General features: G+C 60.2%; 16 protein-coding genes. 6 read left to right on the plus strand and 10 right to left on the minus strand.

The genetic code is table 11. The features are described 5' to 3' along the window. Positions 1–3 precede the first annotated feature (3 nt). The 4 genes from HY795_16845 to HY795_16860 all read right to left on the minus strand — a co-directional run bounded on the left by HY795_16845 (position 4) and on the right by HY795_16860 (position 5,548). Complete coding sequence (locus tag HY795_16845) at positions 4–1,377, minus strand: sigma-54-dependent Fis family transcriptional regulator (protein ID MBI4806886.1); 1,374 nt, start codon at positions 1,375–1,377, stop codon at positions 4–6. Positions 1,378–1,389: 12 nt separating this feature from the next. Beyond that, positions 1,390–2,910, minus strand: a complete 1,521-nt coding sequence (locus HY795_16850; protein ID MBI4806887.1) for a HAMP domain-containing histidine kinase — start codon at positions 2,908–2,910, stop codon at positions 1,390–1,392. A 3-nt stretch (positions 2,911–2,913) separates the two neighbouring features. Then, a complete protein-coding gene (locus HY795_16855; GenBank protein MBI4806888.1) occupies positions 2,914–4,263 on the minus strand; it encodes a glucose-6-phosphate isomerase in 1,350 nt (449 codons plus the stop codon). A 112-nt stretch (positions 4,264–4,375) separates the two neighbouring features. Continuing rightward, positions 4,376–5,548, minus strand: a complete 1,173-nt coding sequence (locus HY795_16860) for a pyridoxal phosphate-dependent aminotransferase (GenBank protein MBI4806889.1) — start codon at positions 5,546–5,548, stop codon at positions 4,376–4,378. A 153-nt stretch (positions 5,549–5,701) separates the two neighbouring features. On the opposite strand from HY795_16860, the gene sfsA reads away from it, so the two are divergent. Then, a complete protein-coding gene (gene sfsA / locus HY795_16865) occupies positions 5,702–6,337 on the plus strand; it encodes a DNA/RNA nuclease SfsA (protein MBI4806890.1) in 636 nt (211 codons plus the stop codon). Between the two features lie 89 nt (positions 6,338–6,426). On the opposite strand, the gene HY795_16870 is transcribed toward sfsA, so the two are convergent. Continuing rightward, positions 6,427–6,702 carry a hypothetical protein gene (locus HY795_16870; protein MBI4806891.1) on the minus strand — a complete coding sequence of 92 codons (276 nt, stop codon included), beginning with the start codon at positions 6,700–6,702 and terminating at the stop codon, positions 6,427–6,429. Positions 6,703–6,838: 136 nt separating this feature from the next. Here HY795_16870 and HY795_16875 point away from each other — a divergent pair, with 136 nt between their 5' ends. The 3 genes from HY795_16875 to HY795_16885 all read left to right on the plus strand — a co-directional run bounded on the left by HY795_16875 (position 6,839) and on the right by HY795_16885 (position 9,612). Then, positions 6,839–7,846 (plus strand): AMIN domain-containing protein, encoded by a 1,008-nt coding sequence (locus HY795_16875; protein MBI4806892.1) that lies wholly within the window; start codon positions 6,839–6,841, stop codon positions 7,844–7,846. Between the two features lie 62 nt (positions 7,847–7,908). Continuing rightward, on the plus strand, positions 7,909–8,709 hold the full coding sequence (locus HY795_16880) for a DUF1134 domain-containing protein (GenBank protein MBI4806893.1): 801 nt from the start codon (positions 7,909–7,911) through the stop codon (positions 8,707–8,709). A gap of 171 nt (positions 8,710–8,880) precedes the next feature. Further along, positions 8,881–9,612 carry a DUF1571 domain-containing protein gene (locus HY795_16885; protein ID MBI4806894.1) on the plus strand — a complete coding sequence of 244 codons (732 nt, stop codon included), beginning with the start codon at positions 8,881–8,883 and terminating at the stop codon, positions 9,610–9,612. A 39-nt stretch (positions 9,613–9,651) separates the two neighbouring features. On the opposite strand, the gene HY795_16890 is transcribed toward HY795_16885, so the two are convergent. Then, the gene (locus HY795_16890) at positions 9,652–10,191 is read right to left on the minus strand and encodes an HDIG domain-containing protein (protein ID MBI4806895.1); all 540 of its coding nucleotides are present in this window, start codon (positions 10,189–10,191) and stop codon (positions 9,652–9,654) included. A 40-nt stretch (positions 10,192–10,231) separates the two neighbouring features. Between HY795_16890 and HY795_16895 the strand changes: the two genes are divergently transcribed. Continuing rightward, positions 10,232–11,062 carry a hypothetical protein gene (locus tag HY795_16895; GenBank protein MBI4806896.1) on the plus strand — a complete coding sequence of 277 codons (831 nt, stop codon included), beginning with the start codon at positions 10,232–10,234 and terminating at the stop codon, positions 11,060–11,062. A gap of 108 nt (positions 11,063–11,170) precedes the next feature. Beyond that, the gene (locus tag HY795_16900; GenBank protein ID MBI4806897.1) at positions 11,171–11,467 is read left to right on the plus strand and encodes a hypothetical protein; all 297 of its coding nucleotides are present in this window, start codon (positions 11,171–11,173) and stop codon (positions 11,465–11,467) included. 205 nt (positions 11,468–11,672) lie between these two features. Here the strand turns inward: HY795_16900 and HY795_16905 are convergent, their stop codons facing one another. The 4 genes from HY795_16905 to HY795_16920 form a co-directional block, all read right to left on the minus strand. Then, a complete protein-coding gene (locus HY795_16905) occupies positions 11,673–11,939 on the minus strand; it encodes a hypothetical protein (GenBank protein ID MBI4806898.1) in 267 nt (88 codons plus the stop codon). A gap of 65 nt (positions 11,940–12,004) precedes the next feature. After that, positions 12,005–13,135 (minus strand): aminotransferase class V-fold PLP-dependent enzyme, encoded by a 1,131-nt coding sequence (locus tag HY795_16910; protein MBI4806899.1) that lies wholly within the window; start codon positions 13,133–13,135, stop codon positions 12,005–12,007. A 124-nt stretch (positions 13,136–13,259) separates the two neighbouring features. Continuing rightward, positions 13,260–14,597, minus strand: coding sequence for a glutamine synthetase (locus HY795_16915; GenBank protein MBI4806900.1), 1,338 nt, complete (start codon positions 14,595–14,597; stop codon positions 13,260–13,262). 195 nt (positions 14,598–14,792) lie between these two features. Continuing rightward, positions 14,793–15,755: a 4Fe-4S cluster-binding domain-containing protein gene (locus HY795_16920; protein ID MBI4806901.1), complete on the minus strand. Its 963-nt coding sequence runs from the start codon at positions 15,753–15,755 to the stop codon at positions 14,793–14,795. Positions 15,756–16,376 lie beyond the last annotated feature (621 nt).

Below are 16,376 nucleotides of genomic sequence, written 5' to 3' on the forward strand. Positions count from 1 at the left end.
GTCCTAGTGCCCTGCAATATTGTATTTTTTCAGTTTATACTGCAGCAAGCTCTTGGAAACGCCCAGCATTTCGGCTGCCTTCACCTGCACGAAATCCGTCCTGGCCAGGGCCCGGCGCACCAGGGCGGCTTCGATCTTCTCCAGGGTCTCGCCCAGGTTTATCTGGACAGGCAGGAGGTCCACGGCCGATTTGTACTGGGTTTCCTCGTCACGCACTTCGGCGGGCAAATCTTCCACGCCGATCAACTCACCTGAAGCCAGCACCACGCAACGCTCCACCACGTTCTGGAGCTGGCGAACGTTACCCGGCCACTCGTATCCGGTGAGTGAATCCATAGCTTCGGACGTGAAACCCTGTACCGTCTTTTCGTTTTCAGCTGCGTACTTGCGAAGGAAATGGCCGGCCAACAGCGGGATGTCCTCGCGCCGCTCCCGCAGGGCGGGCATGTCGATGCGAACCACGTTCAAGCGGTAGAACAGATCCTCACGGAAGGTACCGGCTGCCACCGCGGCCTGAAGGTCCTTGTTGGTGGCGGTCACCACCCGGATGTCCACCTCGATGGGCTGCGTGCCACCCACGCGCTCGAAGGTGCGCTCCTGCAGAACGCGAAGAAGCTTCACCTGTATGTCGGCGGAAAGCTCACCGATTTCGTCCAAAAAGAGCGTCCCACCATGCGCCATTTCAAACCGGCCGCGCCGTTTGGCCACGGCACCAGTGAATGATCCCTTTTCGTGCCCAAAGAGTTCGCTCTCCAGCACCCCGGAACTCAAGGCCATGCAGTTCACGGTGACGAAGGGCTGGTCCTTGCGCGGGGAAGCGTAGTGTATGGCTTTGGCCACCATCTCCTTGCCCGTTCCAGATTCGCCCATGATGAGCACCGTGGAGCGCGACGGAGCGGACCGGTCCACCAGCTCCAGCACCTGCCCCATGGCCTTGGAACGCCCGATCAGCTGATGGACGGCGTAGCGTTCCTCAAGGCTCTGGCGCAGGTAGATGTTCTCGCGCTGTGTACTGGCAAACTGGGCGGCTTTGGCCACCGTGAGCATGAGCTCATCGTTGGAAAATGGCTTGGTGATATAGTCGAATGCGCCCACCCGCATGGCCTCCACGGCCCCTTCGATGGAACCGAAGGCGGTCATGATGATGACAGGCACGTGGGAGTAGGCCTTTTTGACGTGTTCAAGCACTTCCTGGCCGGTCATCTTGGGCATCTTCATGTCAGTGATGACCACGTCCACTTCGGATTCCTCCAGATAGGCCAAGCCCATCTCGGGATCGTCCAGCGCGGTTACTGCATAGCCGGCGTCCGCCAGCAATGCTTCCAGAATGAGCAGATAATTGCGTTCGTCGTCTAATATGAGAACTTGTGTCGCCATGGTTATGGGTATCTATGGTTTGGAGAAGACTATGTCCACCCTGGCCCCGCCCTCGGGATTGTCGCCCAGCGCGATTGTGGCGCCGTGGCTGCGCAGGATGTTGGCGGTTATAGCCAAGCCCAGGCCCGTTCCGGATTCCTTGGTGGTAAAAAACGGGTCCAGGAGCTTGTCACGGATACCGGCGGGAATGCCGGGCCCTGTGTCCGTGACTCGAAGCGTTGCCCCGTCCTTTTCAGCTGACGCCTGGATCACTATCTGGCCGCGAACGCCCTCTTCAGTCACACCGGGTTGTCCATTCATGGCCTCCAGGGCGTTCACCAGAATGTTGTACACCGCCCGGTACAGGAGGTCCTTGTCCGCCTGGACAACGATGCCCGGCCCGTACTGGCGCACCACCTCCACACCCTGCTCCCGGCACTTCTGCTCCAGGAAGGCCAGGGCCTGGTCGATCACCAACCCCAGGTCCGCCGGCTCCACTTTGAGGGCCTTGGGCCTGGCATAATCCAGAAATTCACTCACGGTCTTGGAGAGCCGGACCGATTCCTCATGAATGGCCGAGAGAATCTTGACGGTCAGCGGGTCCTTGTCCTTCAGGCGGGAGACTAAAAGTTCAGCACTGGAGCGGATGATGCCCAGGGGGTTGCGGATCTCATGGGCGATGCCCGCCACCATGCGCCCCATGCTGACCAGCTTTTCGTTCTGCACCATCTCCCGCTCGAAGTCCTCTTTTTCGCGCATCCGCTGGGCATTGATTCGGTCCGCGCGGTGGATGAGCATGCGCAGGATAAAGAAAATCACCAGCGACGTGCCAAGATTGGCAAGGATGATGATGCGCTGGAAGTTGATGAGCTTCTGGTAGTCGGCTGTGATGTCCTGGGTGAACTCCAAGGCTCCGATGACCTCGTCCACCTTCACGAGCCCCCCGGGGCTGCCGACCTCTCGGGATTTCTCTTCATGAGCTCCGTTGTTCTCCAGAAACTGGGCCGGAAAGGACCCCTTGAAGCGCAGAGGGGACATGGTGCGCATCACCACGGAGCGGGGGACGATTTCCGCGGAGAACATGGCGCCAAGAAGGCCCGTCTGGTAGAGAAACTCGTAGTGGAGCTTGCCTTCGCCCACAGCCTGGGCCACTGCCTCCCCTCCCAGCCCCTCCTGTCCCACAAGAGACTTGTCCAGGGCATAGACCACGACGCCGCCGGAAGTGAAGATGCGCATGTCCTGTACCGGGAAGTCCTCCAGAACAGACTGGACCACTGTATCAAGCACCTTGAACTGCTCAGGATTGGCCAGATTGAGCTCGCCGAACTGGAGCACGGCTGGCAGGGCGAAGCGGCGCGAGATGTTGTGGTTTAGGGTCTCGGCCCAGAGGCGCGCGAACTCGTGCTGTTTGTCCAACAGCACCTGCCGGGCATAGTTGGCCAGGAAGATGGAAAGAAAGAGGCTCGAAAGCAGAATGAGAACGAGGGCGCCCCAGGATACGAACTTTATTAGTCCAAAAGACCCATCCCGGCCGGCGCCCTCCTGTCGCGTCACCCGTTAAAACTCCGTGGTCTTGTGTTCGGCCGCCAGGAATGCGGTCAGCTCGGATTTTTCCTTGACCAAGCCGTCCGCTCCGAGACGGGCCTTGGCCAGGCGCTTGCCCAGCTCCACCGCCGGCTGGTCCAGAGGATCGATGGACATAAGCCAGCCTGTGAACAGGGTGGTCAGTTCCAGAAGGGCCATGAGCCTGCCGCACTGGTGCTCGGAACATTCCCCGATGCGCACCTCAACCAGGGGAATCCCCCGCTGGGTCATGGCCATGCGCGATCCCAATGCCTCAGCCGGGAGAAGATCGCCCATCATCTTGCCGCGCAGGAAGCCGAACTCGGCGGGGATGTCGTCCGGGAAAGCCAACCCCTGGTGTTCTTCATCGCTGGTGATGAACAGGCACCCCTTGTTGCGCGGGCCATCCAAGAACATCTGCTGCAGCGAATGCTGGTCCGTGACGCCCACGGCCGGAAGCGGCATGGATCCCTTGCCCTGCTTGCCCAGGCTCTCCGCCCAGAGCTGGCCGAACCAGGCGCCCATGGTGGCCAGTTGCGGCACGTAGCAGAAGAAGATCAGCTGGTCGAAACCGGAGTCGACGAGGGACCAGTTCCAGGTGGCCAGTTGCCAGGCGGGGTGGGCCGACAGGATTTTGGGGGAAAGAATGGTGTCGAAAAGCGGAGTGGACACCGCCAGAGCGCCCTCCACCAGGGCCTCGTAGTCGATGCCTAGGAACGCTGCCGGAACGAGCCCCACAGCCGAGAGCACCGAGTACCTCCCCCCCATGTATGTGGGCACGGGAAGGGTGGTGAAGCCGTGCTTCTGGGACTCCTGGTGGAAGAACCCCTCGTCTCCGGTCACCATGATCAGGTGGTCCTTCCACTTCTGGCCCAGGCTGTCTTTCAGCCATTGGCAGGCCAGAAAATACTGGCTGGTGGTCTCGATGGTGCCGCCGGACTTGCTTATGGCCAGCACCACCGTCTCCTTGGGATGCAGTTTAGTGAAGTAGGCTATGAGCGTGGGCACGTCCACGTTGTCCGCGATCCAGAGCCAGGGGCCGTCGTGGCCCGGATGATCCTGCTGAGGGAAGAAGGCCTTTTGCAAGGCCCTGGGGCCAAGCGCGGACCCGCCTATCCCCAAAAGCAGCATATGCTTGAATTTCTTCAGCTTGGGTTTGAGCTGGTTCAAATCCTTTTTGAGCGCGGGCCAGTGGGGCATGTTTATGAAAGGCAACTTGCCGCCGCCGGGACCGGAGAGGTCGGTGGAGAGCTTTTCCACAAAGGCCCCGAGCCGGGCCTGACCTTCGCTGGGGAACACCCCCTTGGGGTAAGCGCTGGTCCAATCGAGCAGGTTGTTAGACATCGCGGCAGCTCCTTTTCGTTCTCGCGTGTCGCCTTGGGGCAAACACGGCTCCCTCTACTCCAAACAAACGCCAACCCCTCATGAAAACACGTTCATGTTACGATTGAGCAAGCTAAGACTTCAGCACCTTACCCACAGCTTCCAGGGCCTTCACCAGAGTCTCGTCGTCCACGGCGTAGGAGAAACGGATACAGCGATCGTCGCCGAACGCACTTCCCGGAACGAGAGCCACCAGGGCGTCCTCCAGAATTCGGGTGCACAGCGTGGCCGAATCCGGTGTTTTTTTGTTGTAGCAGGCGGACACATCCGGGAACAGATAAAACGCCCCGCCAGGATTGGGACATTTCACCCCTGACCAGGTGCTTACGATCTTCATGGCCAGATCGCGGCGGCGCTGGAAATTCGCCCGCATCATCTCCACATAGTCGAAGCTCCCGGTGAGCGCGGCCACAGCGCCCTTCTGGGCGAAGGAGCAAACGTTGGACGTGGACTGCCCCTGGATCTTGGATTGAGCCTTCACCAGATCCGGATGGGTAACCGCGTACCCGATGCGCCAGCCGGTCATGGCGAAGCTTTTGGCCAGGCCGTTGACCACCGCAACCTTGTCCGGATGCTTCTGCCACCATCCGATGCACGAGGCTGGTTCGGCCGGAGGGTAGACCAGCTGGTCGTAGATTTCGTCGGAAATGACGAATACATTTCTTGAGACCGCCCACTCCATGATGGCGTCCAACTGGGCCTTGGAGTAGCAGCAGCCCGTGGGGTTGGACGGCGAGTTGAGCACCAGGATGCGCGTCCCGGGGCTCAGGGCCTTTTCCAAGGCCGCCACGCTGACCAGGAAGTCGTCTTCGGGTTCGGTGGGCACGGGCACGGGGTTGCCCCCGGCCAAGAGCACCATGTCCGGATAGCTTACCCAGTAGGGCGCGGGGATGAGCACCTCTTCGCCAGGATTGAGCAGGGCCGTGAACAGGTTGTACAGCGCCTGCTTGCCGCCATTGGACACGATGACGGATTCCCGTGGTGGGGTAACCCCGTAAAAACGGCCAAAGTACCCGCCCACAGCGTCGCGCAGTTCCGGGATGCCCGGCACCGGGGTGTACTTGGTGAAGTTCGCGTCCAGAGCGGCCTTGGCAGCATCCTTGACGTGGTCCGGAGTCGGGAAGTCGGGCTCACCCACCGCCAGGCTGATGACGGCCTTGCCCTGGGCCTTGAGTTCCTGGGCCTTGGCGTTCATGGCCAAGGTGGCCGACGGCTGGATACGGGACAATTTCAGGGAAATACGCATGCGGCTCTCGCTGTTGCTTTCGTGTGTGACGGTGGACGAATCGCCAAGACAGTAGAGGAAAATGTGCAAACAGTAAATTCTTCATGCCCGCTTATCGCCTTCTCCGGCAACACCCGGCGGGCCAGGCTCATCGGGCGCAGGAAGCGGTTTCTTATGGACGTGGAGGATGCCGCAGGAGCCTTTACTGCCCATACCAACAACACCGGAACCATGCTCGGGCTCTTGCGCCCAGGATGCGAGGTGCTGCTTTCGGTGAGTGATGCGCCCGGACGTAAGTACCCATGCACTGTCGAGGCCGTCATGCATGAGGGATTCTGGGTGGGCGTAAACACAGCCATGCCCACTCGAATCTTGAAGGCTGCCTGGAATGCCGGGATTCTGCCAGAGTGTGCCGGGTACACGCAGTTCGCTGCCGAGCCCCGCTTCGAGCACGGCCGCCTCGACGCGCTGCTCTCTGGGCCTAACGGGACTCTCTATGTGGAAACCAAAAACGTGACCCTGGTGGAGGATTGCGCCGCCCAGTTTCCGGACGCCCCGTCCGACCGGGCCCGCAAGCACATGGGAGAACTCATGCGCCTGGCGCGCATGGGAAATCGGGCGGCTCTCTTTTTCGCGGTTCAGCGTCCGGACGGGCAATGCTTCGCCCCGGCCGAAGCTATCGACCCGGAATACGCCACGCTCTTTCGCCAGGCCCTGGCCGTGGGTGTCCAGGCCTGGGCCTATGTGGTGGATGTCTCGCCGGAAGGCTACAGGCTGGGACAAAGCCTCCCCTTGGCTCCAGGCTTTTGACGGTGCGTACTGGCAAATGCGGGCCCGACTGGACCAAGAGCAAATCCATGCCTGCCCCAGTCGACTCCTGGAACGTCACATGCGGTCGGCTATCCCTCCAGTTCGTGCACTTCCGCAGGGTGTTCCTTGCGGAGCTTCTCCCCGTACTTCACCCTGGCCTCCCAGATCTTGAGCCCAACCCGTTTGCCCAAATCCATCTGGCGGGCCTTCAAGAGAGCTTCGGCGGCATCCCGGTTTCCCTGGGACTTGAGCATGGTGGCGGACTCCAGGTCCCGCAGATACTTCGAACACTCGGCGATGACCCCCGTCAGGTCCAAATCGTCGAGTTCCGCCGGGACACGCACTGACCGAACGCGGCGTTGCATGGCAGCCTCCTTGATTTCATTTCGTATTACAATATCGATGTCATCCCGGCAATAGTCAATCGCTCCGGAACCTGGGGAACCAAGAGCTTGCCTACGTTGCCGCAAGAATGATACCCGTTGCCCCCAAGGAGTCCCAATGGCCCTGACACGCAACGACAAGATGCTCATTCTAGCGGCCCTGTTACTGGCCGCTTTGGTAGTGGGTGGGCTGGCCTGGTGGCGCACCTCCGGCAAGCGGGCCGAACCCGCTCCCGGGGCGGCCTCCCCCCAGACCGCGCAGTTGCCGCCCATTGTCGAGCACAAGGTACAGGTACCCCAGGACGCCAAGCCACCCGTTGTCTCCCCGCTGACTCCCCCGGCGCCTTCGATTCCCGCTGCCCCGCCCGTGGAACCGGACAAGTCGCTCCAAGGCATATTTGCCGAACAGCCCGCCCCAGAGCCCATGCCCGAAGTGCTCCCGCCTCCCGAACCGGAAAAGGCTCCAGCCAATACTGTGGAACCGGAAAAGCCCAAGAAAAAAGAGACTCCGGCAGAACGCAAGGCGCGCTTGGCAGCTGAACGCAAAGCCGCTGCGGAAGCAAAAAAGGCTGAGGAAGAAGCCAAGAAGGCCAGGGCTGAAACCTTGCGCCGGGCCCAGGAAGAGCTGCGCAAGGCCGAAGCCGATCTCAAACGTGCCCAGGCCCAGGCGAAAAGCGGGCAGGCCGCGCCTGCAGCCGTGCAACCTGAGCCCCCTGCTCCCGCTACCGAGCCCGCAAAACCCGAAGCCGCTCCTGAGGCCAAACCCGCGCCAAAACCCGAAGTGAAGATTCCCGAGAAGCCCGCCCCCGAACGCCGGGTGGTGGACAAATTGACGGTCAGCGAAACCGGTGAAGAAGTCATTATCACTCTTCAAGGGGCCTCCACATCCTCTAAACCAGAAGCCCTGCTCCTTGGAGCGCCCCCAAGACTTGTGATCGACCTGCCCGGGGCATGGTCTTACAAAAGCACGGACAAGCCTGCCGGCAGCCTGGTGAAAGCAGTCCGGGTGGGCACGCATCCCGAGAAACTCCGGTTGGTGCTAGACCTGGCCAATCCTCCCAAGGGCCCCAAACACCCCGCAGTGGAGAAGACCTCAGAGGGTCTTGTGATCAAGCTCGGCAAATGAACAACCGAAAACAACGGAGAAACGCCTTGAAAAAGACGGCCGTTCTTCTCTTTCTCGTAAGCATGGTCTGCGCGCCATTGGCTGCCCACGCCCTGCAGGAACGAAACATCACCGACGAACCCAGCGTCAACAAACCCCAGGCCCCGGCTAAACCGGCCCAACCAGCTCCTGCCGCTCCTGCGGACAAAGCGCCTTCAAAGCCTGAGACCCAGGCCCCTGAGCAGCAATCCTACCAGCCTTCCTCTCAACCGCAGCCATCCGCTGGAGGAAGCTGGACACCGGGCGAATCCAAGGAAGCGGCCAAACAGGATTCCGCGCCACAGACCGGCCAGAGCTCCGGGAAAATCTTCGACATGCCCGAGGCCAAGCAGGTGCAGGTGAGCACCTACTCCCGCAAGGAAGTGGACGAGCAGGTCATGGGCTTTTTCGAGGGCGGGGCCAGAGGATTGGCCGACCTGATTTCCAGGGCTTTCGAAAAGTATGGTGAACCCACCGGCTTCATCAAAGGCAACGAGGGCGCGGGTGCGCTCGTGGTGGGTCTTCGCTACGGCGAGGGCTGGCTGTATCTGAAGAATGGCAAGAAAGTGTACGTCTACTGGCAGAGCCCGTCCGTTGGGTTCGACCTTGGTGTGAACGCCTCCAAAGTGTTCTGCATGATCTACAACATGACCGACCCGGAGCAGATCTTCCAGCGCTATCCGAGCATCGACGGCAGTGCCTACATCGTGGGCGGCTTCGGCATGAACTACCAGCAGTCCGGAAAGGTCATCCTGGCCCCAATCCGCTTCGGAGTGGGCTTACGCCTGGGCGCCAACGTCGGGTACATGCACTTCACCAGGGAGAGGACCATCAACCCGTTCTAGGGTTGCCTTATTGAAATACGGACATAGTTAGGGGTACGGTTCATGATACGCCCGGGCGGCTAACGCGGCCGCGGCGTAACCCCGCCCAAAGAAACAACGTCTACAAACAGGTGTCAGGGCGCTCTGTTTGGAGTCCGCCCTGCATATTCCAGTTTTGGAGAAAAGATAACGATGACCCGGTTTGCACTCTTGATCCTTGCCTGCTTTCTGTTCTCGTCCCCTTTCGACCGCCCCTCCCAGGCTGCCGAAGACGGCAGCGCCCTCCTGGCCCTGCTGGAGAAGATGGAGGCGAGCTACTCTCAGGTTCGTGACTACACTGCCAATTTCCAGAAGCAGGAACGAATTGGGGATACCCTGAAGGAAAAGGAACTCATTCTCGTCAAATTCCAGAAGCCGTTCAAGGTGTATATGAAATGGCTGGAGGGCATGGCCAAGGAAGCTCTCTACGTCCAGGGCGAATACAGCGACAAGGTTCTGGCCCGTTGCGACGGTCTGCTCGGATTGTGGACCTGGTCCTTCAAGCCCAGGGACAAAGCCCTCATGGACGGCAACCGGCATCCCATTACCGACATCGGCGTTGGCTTCATCATCGAGATGATGCGCCAAAACATCCCCCTGGCCTTGGAGCACGGAGAGCTGAAGGGCGTGAACATCACCGACGACACCTATGACGGCAGGCCTTCCACCAAGGTTGAAGCCGCGTTCACTTCGGATGGCGGCAGGGAATACTACGCCGCCCGAGTGGTTCTTCATGTGGACAAGCAGCATCTGCTGCCAATCGGCATTTCCTGCTATGACGGCGCCGGGGCCCTGCAGGAGCAATACGGTTACAAGGACCTCAAGGTGAACGTGGGGCTGACGCCCATGGATTTCTCCAAGGCCAACAAGAGCTACCGTTTCTAGCAGCGTATCCAGTTGTCACTTGTGCGCGTTCTTTCGGGGCTATGCCTTCACTTCCCGCATGGCCCCGATTGACAGCGCCAGGAACTCATCCAGCCCCAGCCCCGCCTTCTCGCACTCCAGGATATTCTCCCGGCGCACCGCCCGGGCAAAGGCCTTGTCCTTCATCTTCTTCTTGACGCTCTTGGCCTCCAGCCCATCGTAACCCGTGGGTCGCATGAGCGAGGCGGCGTGAATCATGCCTGTCACCGTTTCCGCGCAGCGCAATCCGAAATCGAACACGGACTCGGGAGAGACCCCGGTCATCTCGCCGTTGTGGGCCTTGATGGCCCGCAGGGCTTCCTCGGGCAGCTTGCCTGAAAGAAGCTCTGCCGAAACCAGGCCGTGGCGTTCGGGCTGATCCTTTGTTTGAGGGTAGTCCAGGTCGTGCAGGAGCCCGGCCAGCCCCCACATGTCCTCGTCCCGGCCCAAGCGCGCGGCCAGGGCCCGCATGACGGCCTCGGTCTGCAGCGCGTGAAGGACCATGTGCTGCTCTGGCCCCTGGGCCATGATGTCTTTCAACGCCTGGTCTCGGGTGGTCATGTGTTCTCCTTGAGCTTAGGCTGTGATAGAGCCTGCGGCCATGGCGATTGAGAAAAAAAAACTGTGCATCCTTCACGGCAACTGCCAGGGGGAAACCTTGGCGGCCCTGCTGTCCGCCTCTCCCGAGTTCGCCTCCGGGCTCGAGGTGGAATTCTATGTGAATTTCACCCGCCAGGCCATCCCCGAGGAGAGCCTTTCCCGCTGCGGGCTTTTCCTCCACCAGCACCTAGGCGCCAACTGGGGAGAATTGTCTTCGGAAAGCCTGAAAGCGCGGCTGCCTCGAAACGCGGCTGTCCTGTGCTATCCCAACATGCTTTTCAAGGGGTATTGGCCTTTCTGGTCCAACAGGGCTGGCTTCGACTACTCCGACTCCCTGCTGGACGGTCTGTTGGAACGAGGTCTCGCCAAGGCCGAGGCCCTGCACGTGGCCCTTAAGGGCAATCTGGACCGCATGTTCGGCCTTGCCGGGCTTTTGGCAGACACCCTGGGCAGGGAACGTGAAAAGGAGAGCTTGTGCGATGTGCCCTACGTGGACCTCATTGAAGACGCGTTCAGACACGAAAAGCTCTTCCAGAGCGTGAACCACCCGCGCAAACGCCTCATGGTCCATGTGGCGCAAACCATTCTTGCGCGCCTTGGCTTACCGCCTCTTCCGGACGGTTTTCAGGAGGCCTGCCCCGAACTGTACCCGGATTTCGAACTGCCTATCCATCCCCAGGTTGCGGCCTTTCACGGGCTTACGTTCGGGGGCGAAGGCTGGCGGTTCAACGTGTACGGACAGCCCATGACCTATGCCGAATATATAGGCCTCTACCTGGACTGCAAGCTGGCCGGCCGGGGGGATTTCATCCGCTACCTGCATGGGGAGTGACGACGAATTCTTTTTTCACCAAACAAATGCACGGTCAGCATGACCATCGTTTCGAGATGTGTTATGGACAAGCCTCACCTAGGTTAAGAAACAGCAAGGAAGGCAGCAATGGACGCCACCAAGACAGTTTTTCCGGACATCATCTCTTCGCGGCTCGAGGATCTCTGGAACGCACCCCTTCCAGGCGAGGAAGCTCCGCAATACTTCGAGACCCTGCGCACGGTGGAGGAGCGCATCCTGGCGCTTATCCCCGAGGAGAAGAAGCAGGACGCTCATGGGATACTGACGGAAATGGAAGGGCTTACCGAAAGACTCAGACACCTTTACGTGCGTTTCGCCTACATTCAGGGGCTCCAGGACGGCGGCAAGCTCCGCGAGGTACTGGGCGACCCTAACGCATGCTGAATTGATTCCTCAGCAGCGGCTCGAAGTGAAAAGCAGGGAGCCAGGCCCTGGCCGCACGAAAACGCATACACTGCTGGACGCTTCCAAGGCTGCCTCAAGTTCAAGTGGTCGCCACGAACCCAACTTGCGAAGCACTTGAACATCCTGCAGGGAACGCCCGCCCCGAGGATCTTCGCTTCTCTCCTGCTTCAGGAGCTGGGAGGGGTCACGCGCCGGCGGAACCGCCGTCTCCGGCCGGGGCTTTGAGCGAATCCAGGTCGGCCCTGATGCCCCCAGCGACTTTTTCCGCAAAGGCCAGGGCTATTTTCTGGGCATCCTCCAGGGAGGAGAACTTGTCCTTGAGCGAACGCTGCCCTACCTGAACCTTCCATCCGGGCGGAGTGAGGCGATCATACACCACAGTCATGAGCAGGGCCTTGCCCAGGCTCATGTAGTAGGTGGAGTCGTCGTGCTTGATCCATTCCAGGCTCATTGGCCCTCCTAACGGGTCGTTTGCGACCACACGATAACACAGATAGTCTCGGAGAAGAAATACTCCTACGTGGAAAGACTCCTCGCCAGCACATTGGTGAACTGTTCGATGTCCGCCGCGTTGGCATAGAGGTGTGGCGCGACCCGTAGCGTGCCGGCCCTGGCGCTCACGAACACGTTTTCCTTGGCCATGGCCGCGGCAACCGGCTTGGCCGGGCCGTGCGGAAGCCTGAGCCCGATCATGTGCGGGGCGCGCTCGCTTTCGGCTGTGGGGGTTAGGCCAAAGGCCTGGCCCGTGAGCGCCAGCTTTTTGGTGATCGTGCTCAAACTCATGGCGATTTTATCAACGCCCCAGGAATCGATGAGAGTGAGAGCCGCGGCGGCCATGGGCATGAGGATGAAGTTGCTGGCTTCGCCCACATCGTATCGTCTCGCTCCAGGCCGATAGTTGTCCCTGTATTCGGTCAGACTCGAAAAATCCTCGCTGCCTTCGCGGTTGAGCCAGTTCTCTTCCAAAGGCTCGCCCCTCCTCCAGCGCTCGTCCACATAGCAGAAGCCGACACCGTATGGGCCAAGCAGCCATTTGTGCCCGGCCACTGCAAGGATGTCGGGCCTCACCGCGTCCAAATCGAACTCCATGGCTCCGAGCGACTGAGTGGCGTCGACAACCAGATGCGCTCCAACCTTGTCGCAGGCCTCTCGCACCGCCTTCAAGTTAAAGACCGTGCCGTCGATCCAGTGGCAGTGCGGCAGGGCCACCAGCCCGATCTCGTCGGTTATGAACGAGAGCACGGAATCGGACCAGGTCCCTTCGCCAGGGCGCGGAACGGCGCGTACTCGTCCCGGAGCCATCTTGAGCCAGGAATAGACGTTGGATGGAAACTGCTCGTCCAAGATGAGCACGGCCTTGTCCTTGGCGAGGGGCAGGTTCTTGGCTGCCACCGCCATGGAGTAGGAGACCGACGGAACCACGGCCACACCCTCGGGCTTTGCTCCCAACACCCTGGAAAAGGCGGCTCTGGCCGCTTCCAGATCCGCAAAGAAACGGTCCGGGGTCATGAGCCAGGGCGAGCGCTTGAGTTCCATGGCCTCTCGCCCCGCTTCCAGCACGGGCTCGGGTAGGGGGGAGGTGTACGCGCAATTGAAGTAGGCGATTCCGTCCGGAATGCCGAAAAGCAGGCGCTGGTTACCGATCATGGCTCCTCCTGGCGGTAGCGATGGGGGCAGGATACCCGGATACCGGGTAAGTTCAAGTGTGGGCCGTTCTTAACCACAAAGGCCGCCCGTATCCGGGCGGCCTCGGGCTCGGCGTCTTCGCCCGCTACAGAATCGGCAGGTACTTCTCGATCTCGTATTCGGTAATCTGCATGCGGTATTTGTCCCACTCGTCATGCTTGTATTCCACCAGGGCCGTGTGCAGGTGGTCGCCGAGAATGTCGCGCATGAGTGTGGATTTCTCCAAGTTGCTTACGGCCTCGTACAGGCTGCCGGGCAGCGAGGCGATGCCGTGCTTCTTCATCTCCCTCTCGCTCATGTGGAAGATGTTGTCCTCCACTGGCTTGGCCAGCTTGTATCCGTCCTCGATGCCCTTCAGGCCCACGCCCAGCATCACCGCGAAGGCCAGGTAGGGGTTGGCGGCCGGGTCAGGGCAACGAAGCTCGATGCGGGTGGCCGACTCCTTGCCTGGCTTGTACATGGGCACGCGGATGAGCGCGGAACGGTTGCGCTGGGCCCAGGCGATGTATACCGGGGCCTCGTAGCCGGGCACCAGGCGCTTGTAGGAGTTGACCCATTGGTTGGTGACGCAGGCGAACTCCGGAGCATGCTTGAGAAGACCAGCGATGTAGGCCTGGGCTTCAGTGGAGAGATGATTTGGAGAGGAGGCGTCGTAGAAGGCGTTCTTGGAGCCCTTGAACAGCGACTGATGCACGTGCATGCCAGAGCCGTTCTCGCCGAAAAGCGGCTTGGGCATGAAAGAGGCGTAGCAGCCGTGCTTGCGGGCCACTTCCTTGACCACCACGCGATAGGTGATGGCCGTGTCCGCCATGGCCAGGGCCTCGTTGTAGCGCAGGTCGATCTCGTGCTGGGACGGCGCCACCTCGTGGTGGGAGTATTCTACGGCGATGCCCATGGATTCCAGGGCGAAAATAATGTCGCGGCGAACGTCGTTGGCCAAGTCCAGGGGGGGGGCGTCAAAGTAGCCGCCCTTGTCGAGGATCTTCGGTTCGGAAGCGCTGGAGAAGAGGAAGAACTCAAGCTCTGGACCAACGAAGTAGGTATAGCCGAGGTCAGCCGCTTTCTTGAGCATTTTCTTGAGCACGTAGCGCGAATCCGCGGCGAACGGGGTCCCGTCGGGATTCTTCACATCGCAGAAGAGCCGGGCCACCGGACGGTCCGACGGGCGCCAGGCCACCAGCTGAAAAGTGGTGGGGTCGGGAAAGGCCACCATGTCCGATTCGTGGATTTTGGTGAACCCGGTGATGGAAGAGCCGTCGAAGCCCATACCCTCGTCGAAGGCCGCTTCCAGCTCCCTGGGGGTGATCTGGAAGCTTTTGAGCATTCCCAAGATGTCTATGAACCAGAACTGCACGAAAGAGACGTTATAGTCTTTTACCGCCTTGAGCACATCGTCAGCGTTCTTACACTTGAACACCGCCATGTTTGTCCTCCAAGTAAGGTCGTTTTTGGGTTCCCCTGGTTCAATGCGGGGATTTGCTTTTTTACTCCAAAGGGTGGCCTGCTTCAAGGCGAAAAGGTGGATTTCGTTGACAAAAATGTAACCACTTGCCTCGTTTGACAGCATAAACGCTCGAAATACAGCTCCTTATGCCGCAGCGGAACACCATGGTCCGCCCTAACCCGAATCCTGTTCGAACATTCTCTTTAGCAGTATCCGCAAAGTCCCATGGCTTCTTTCATCCAGACGGGAGATACCCGAAGCCACGGTTGCTTCGCGGGCGCGCCGGAATTCCTCGGCAGTAAGCGTACGGTCGAGCCCGGGCAAGGAGCAGGCATCCGCGCAGGGACGGTACTGGTCCATGAGGTTGACGTAGGTTTCGGTGGAGAGTTCTGTCGCCAGAAAATTCATCCACCCGGCTGTTCCGGCCAATTCTCCCGGAAGAACGAGATGGCGCACCAGAAGCCCTCGTTCGGCCACTCCATGCTTGTTCAGGCACAAATCCCCCACCTGGGCGTGCATGGCCGTGAGGGTCTGCCGGGCTCGCTCAGGATAATCCGCTGCCCCGCACAACTTGGCCGCCACAACAGGGTCCCAGAACTTCACGTCCGGCATGTAGATGTCCACTACTCTCTGAAGCAGTGCGAGCGTTTCCAGGCTGTCATACCCGCCCGAGTTGTACACCAGCGGCAGGCACAGACCACCTTCCACCGCCAAGGGGAGGGCTTCGAGTATCTGGGCAGTGACATGGCTTGGAGTGACCAGGTTGATATTGGACGCGCCCCTAGCCTGAAGGTCGAGCATGATGGCGGCCAATTCGCTGGCCGACACCTCGATTCCGGATTCCGGGCTTCGGCTGATGTCGGAATTCTGGCAGAACACGCATCTGAGATTGCACCCCGAAAAGAAAATCGTGCCCGAACCGCCTTGCCCAACAAGGCACTCCTCCTCGCCGAAATGAAGACAATGGCTGGCCACCCGCGCCAGGCGCCCAACCCCGCAAGAGCCGATTTCCCCATCAAGCCTGTTCACCCCGCAGATACGGGGACAGATCCGGCATTCGCGCATCAGGGCCAACGCAGCCTCTGCTCTGGGTTTGAGCAAGCCTTGGGCATTGAGAGCGACGTAAGAGGGGGCCATGAGAGCCTCGTACAGGTAAGGCAGATCCTTCCGAGCCATGAGACGCAGGGAGACTGGACCAGAACAAGCGCAGATAACCTCGCGCAAACAGCGAACTATTCTCTTCAGTGCTCCGGCTGGTTCACGACGATTGTTCAGTAAATGAGAAGCCCCCCTCCCGCAAGGGGAGGGGGGCTCTGACAGAGCAGACGCATGAAGCGCCTGCCGGAGGTGTTTAGGTTGGTTGACCGGTTGCCTGCGTCCAGTGCCTATCCGAAGAACCGCGCCGGGATATCACGTCTCATTCTTCTGCTTCCGGTACCGCCCTGAGGCTCGGTATTCCGGAACACTTCCACCCGGCGTCCCGGGGCTTTCAGCCCCATTTTCAGGTTGGTTGCTCGGTTGCCTGTGTCCAGTGCCTGCCGAAAAACCGATCCGCGCGGTTCAGACACTTACTCCTGCCTGACCCTGGGAGCGTCCTTTTCATCCGCTTCCCTTGGGGTGTTCTCCGCCCGGAATCTTTGGGCCTCGGGCCCCGCGGAGATAGCGGTTCGTCGTGATCCCTCCTTTTCGGGTTGGGCCGGTTCCGCTCGATCTCCGCACGTAAAATAAAAAATAGACATCGTTCCGGAGATGGCAAGA

It is taken from the genome of Desulfovibrio sp., assembly GCA_016208105.1.
Lineage (GTDB): Bacteria > Desulfobacterota > Desulfovibrionia > Desulfovibrionales > Desulfovibrionaceae > Fundidesulfovibrio.

Coding starts and splice junctions, on each gene's coding strand:
- HY795_16900 (MBI4806897.1), top strand. CDS start 11,171: ATGGACGCCACCAAGACAGTTTTTCCGGACATCATCTCTTCGCGGCTC.
- HY795_16895 (MBI4806896.1), top strand. CDS start 10,232: ATGGCGATTGAGAAAAAAAAACTGTGCATCCTTCACGGCAACTGCCAG.
- sfsA (MBI4806890.1), top strand. CDS start 5,702: ATGGACGTGGAGGATGCCGCAGGAGCCTTTACTGCCCATACCAACAAC.
- HY795_16920 (MBI4806901.1), bottom strand. CDS start 15,755: ATGGCCCCCTCTTACGTCGCTCTCAATGCCCAAGGCTTGCTCAAACCC.
- HY795_16915 (MBI4806900.1), bottom strand. CDS start 14,597: ATGGCGGTGTTCAAGTGTAAGAACGCTGACGATGTGCTCAAGGCGGTA.
- HY795_16875 (MBI4806892.1), top strand. CDS start 6,839: ATGGCCCTGACACGCAACGACAAGATGCTCATTCTAGCGGCCCTGTTA.
- HY795_16870 (MBI4806891.1), bottom strand. CDS start 6,702: ATGCAACGCCGCGTTCGGTCAGTGCGTGTCCCGGCGGAACTCGACGAT.
- HY795_16860 (MBI4806889.1), bottom strand. CDS start 5,548: ATGCGTATTTCCCTGAAATTGTCCCGTATCCAGCCGTCGGCCACCTTG.
- HY795_16855 (MBI4806888.1), bottom strand. CDS start 4,263: ATGTCTAACAACCTGCTCGATTGGACCAGCGCTTACCCCAAGGGGGTG.
- HY795_16845 (MBI4806886.1), bottom strand. CDS start 1,377: ATGGCGACACAAGTTCTCATATTAGACGACGAACGCAATTATCTGCTC.
- HY795_16905 (MBI4806898.1), bottom strand. CDS start 11,939: ATGAGCCTGGAATGGATCAAGCACGACGACTCCACCTACTACATGAGC.
- HY795_16910 (MBI4806899.1), bottom strand. CDS start 13,135: ATGATCGGTAACCAGCGCCTGCTTTTCGGCATTCCGGACGGAATCGCC.
- HY795_16885 (MBI4806894.1), top strand. CDS start 8,881: ATGACCCGGTTTGCACTCTTGATCCTTGCCTGCTTTCTGTTCTCGTCC.
- HY795_16890 (MBI4806895.1), bottom strand. CDS start 10,191: ATGACCACCCGAGACCAGGCGTTGAAAGACATCATGGCCCAGGGGCCA.
- HY795_16880 (MBI4806893.1), top strand. CDS start 7,909: ATGGTCTGCGCGCCATTGGCTGCCCACGCCCTGCAGGAACGAAACATC.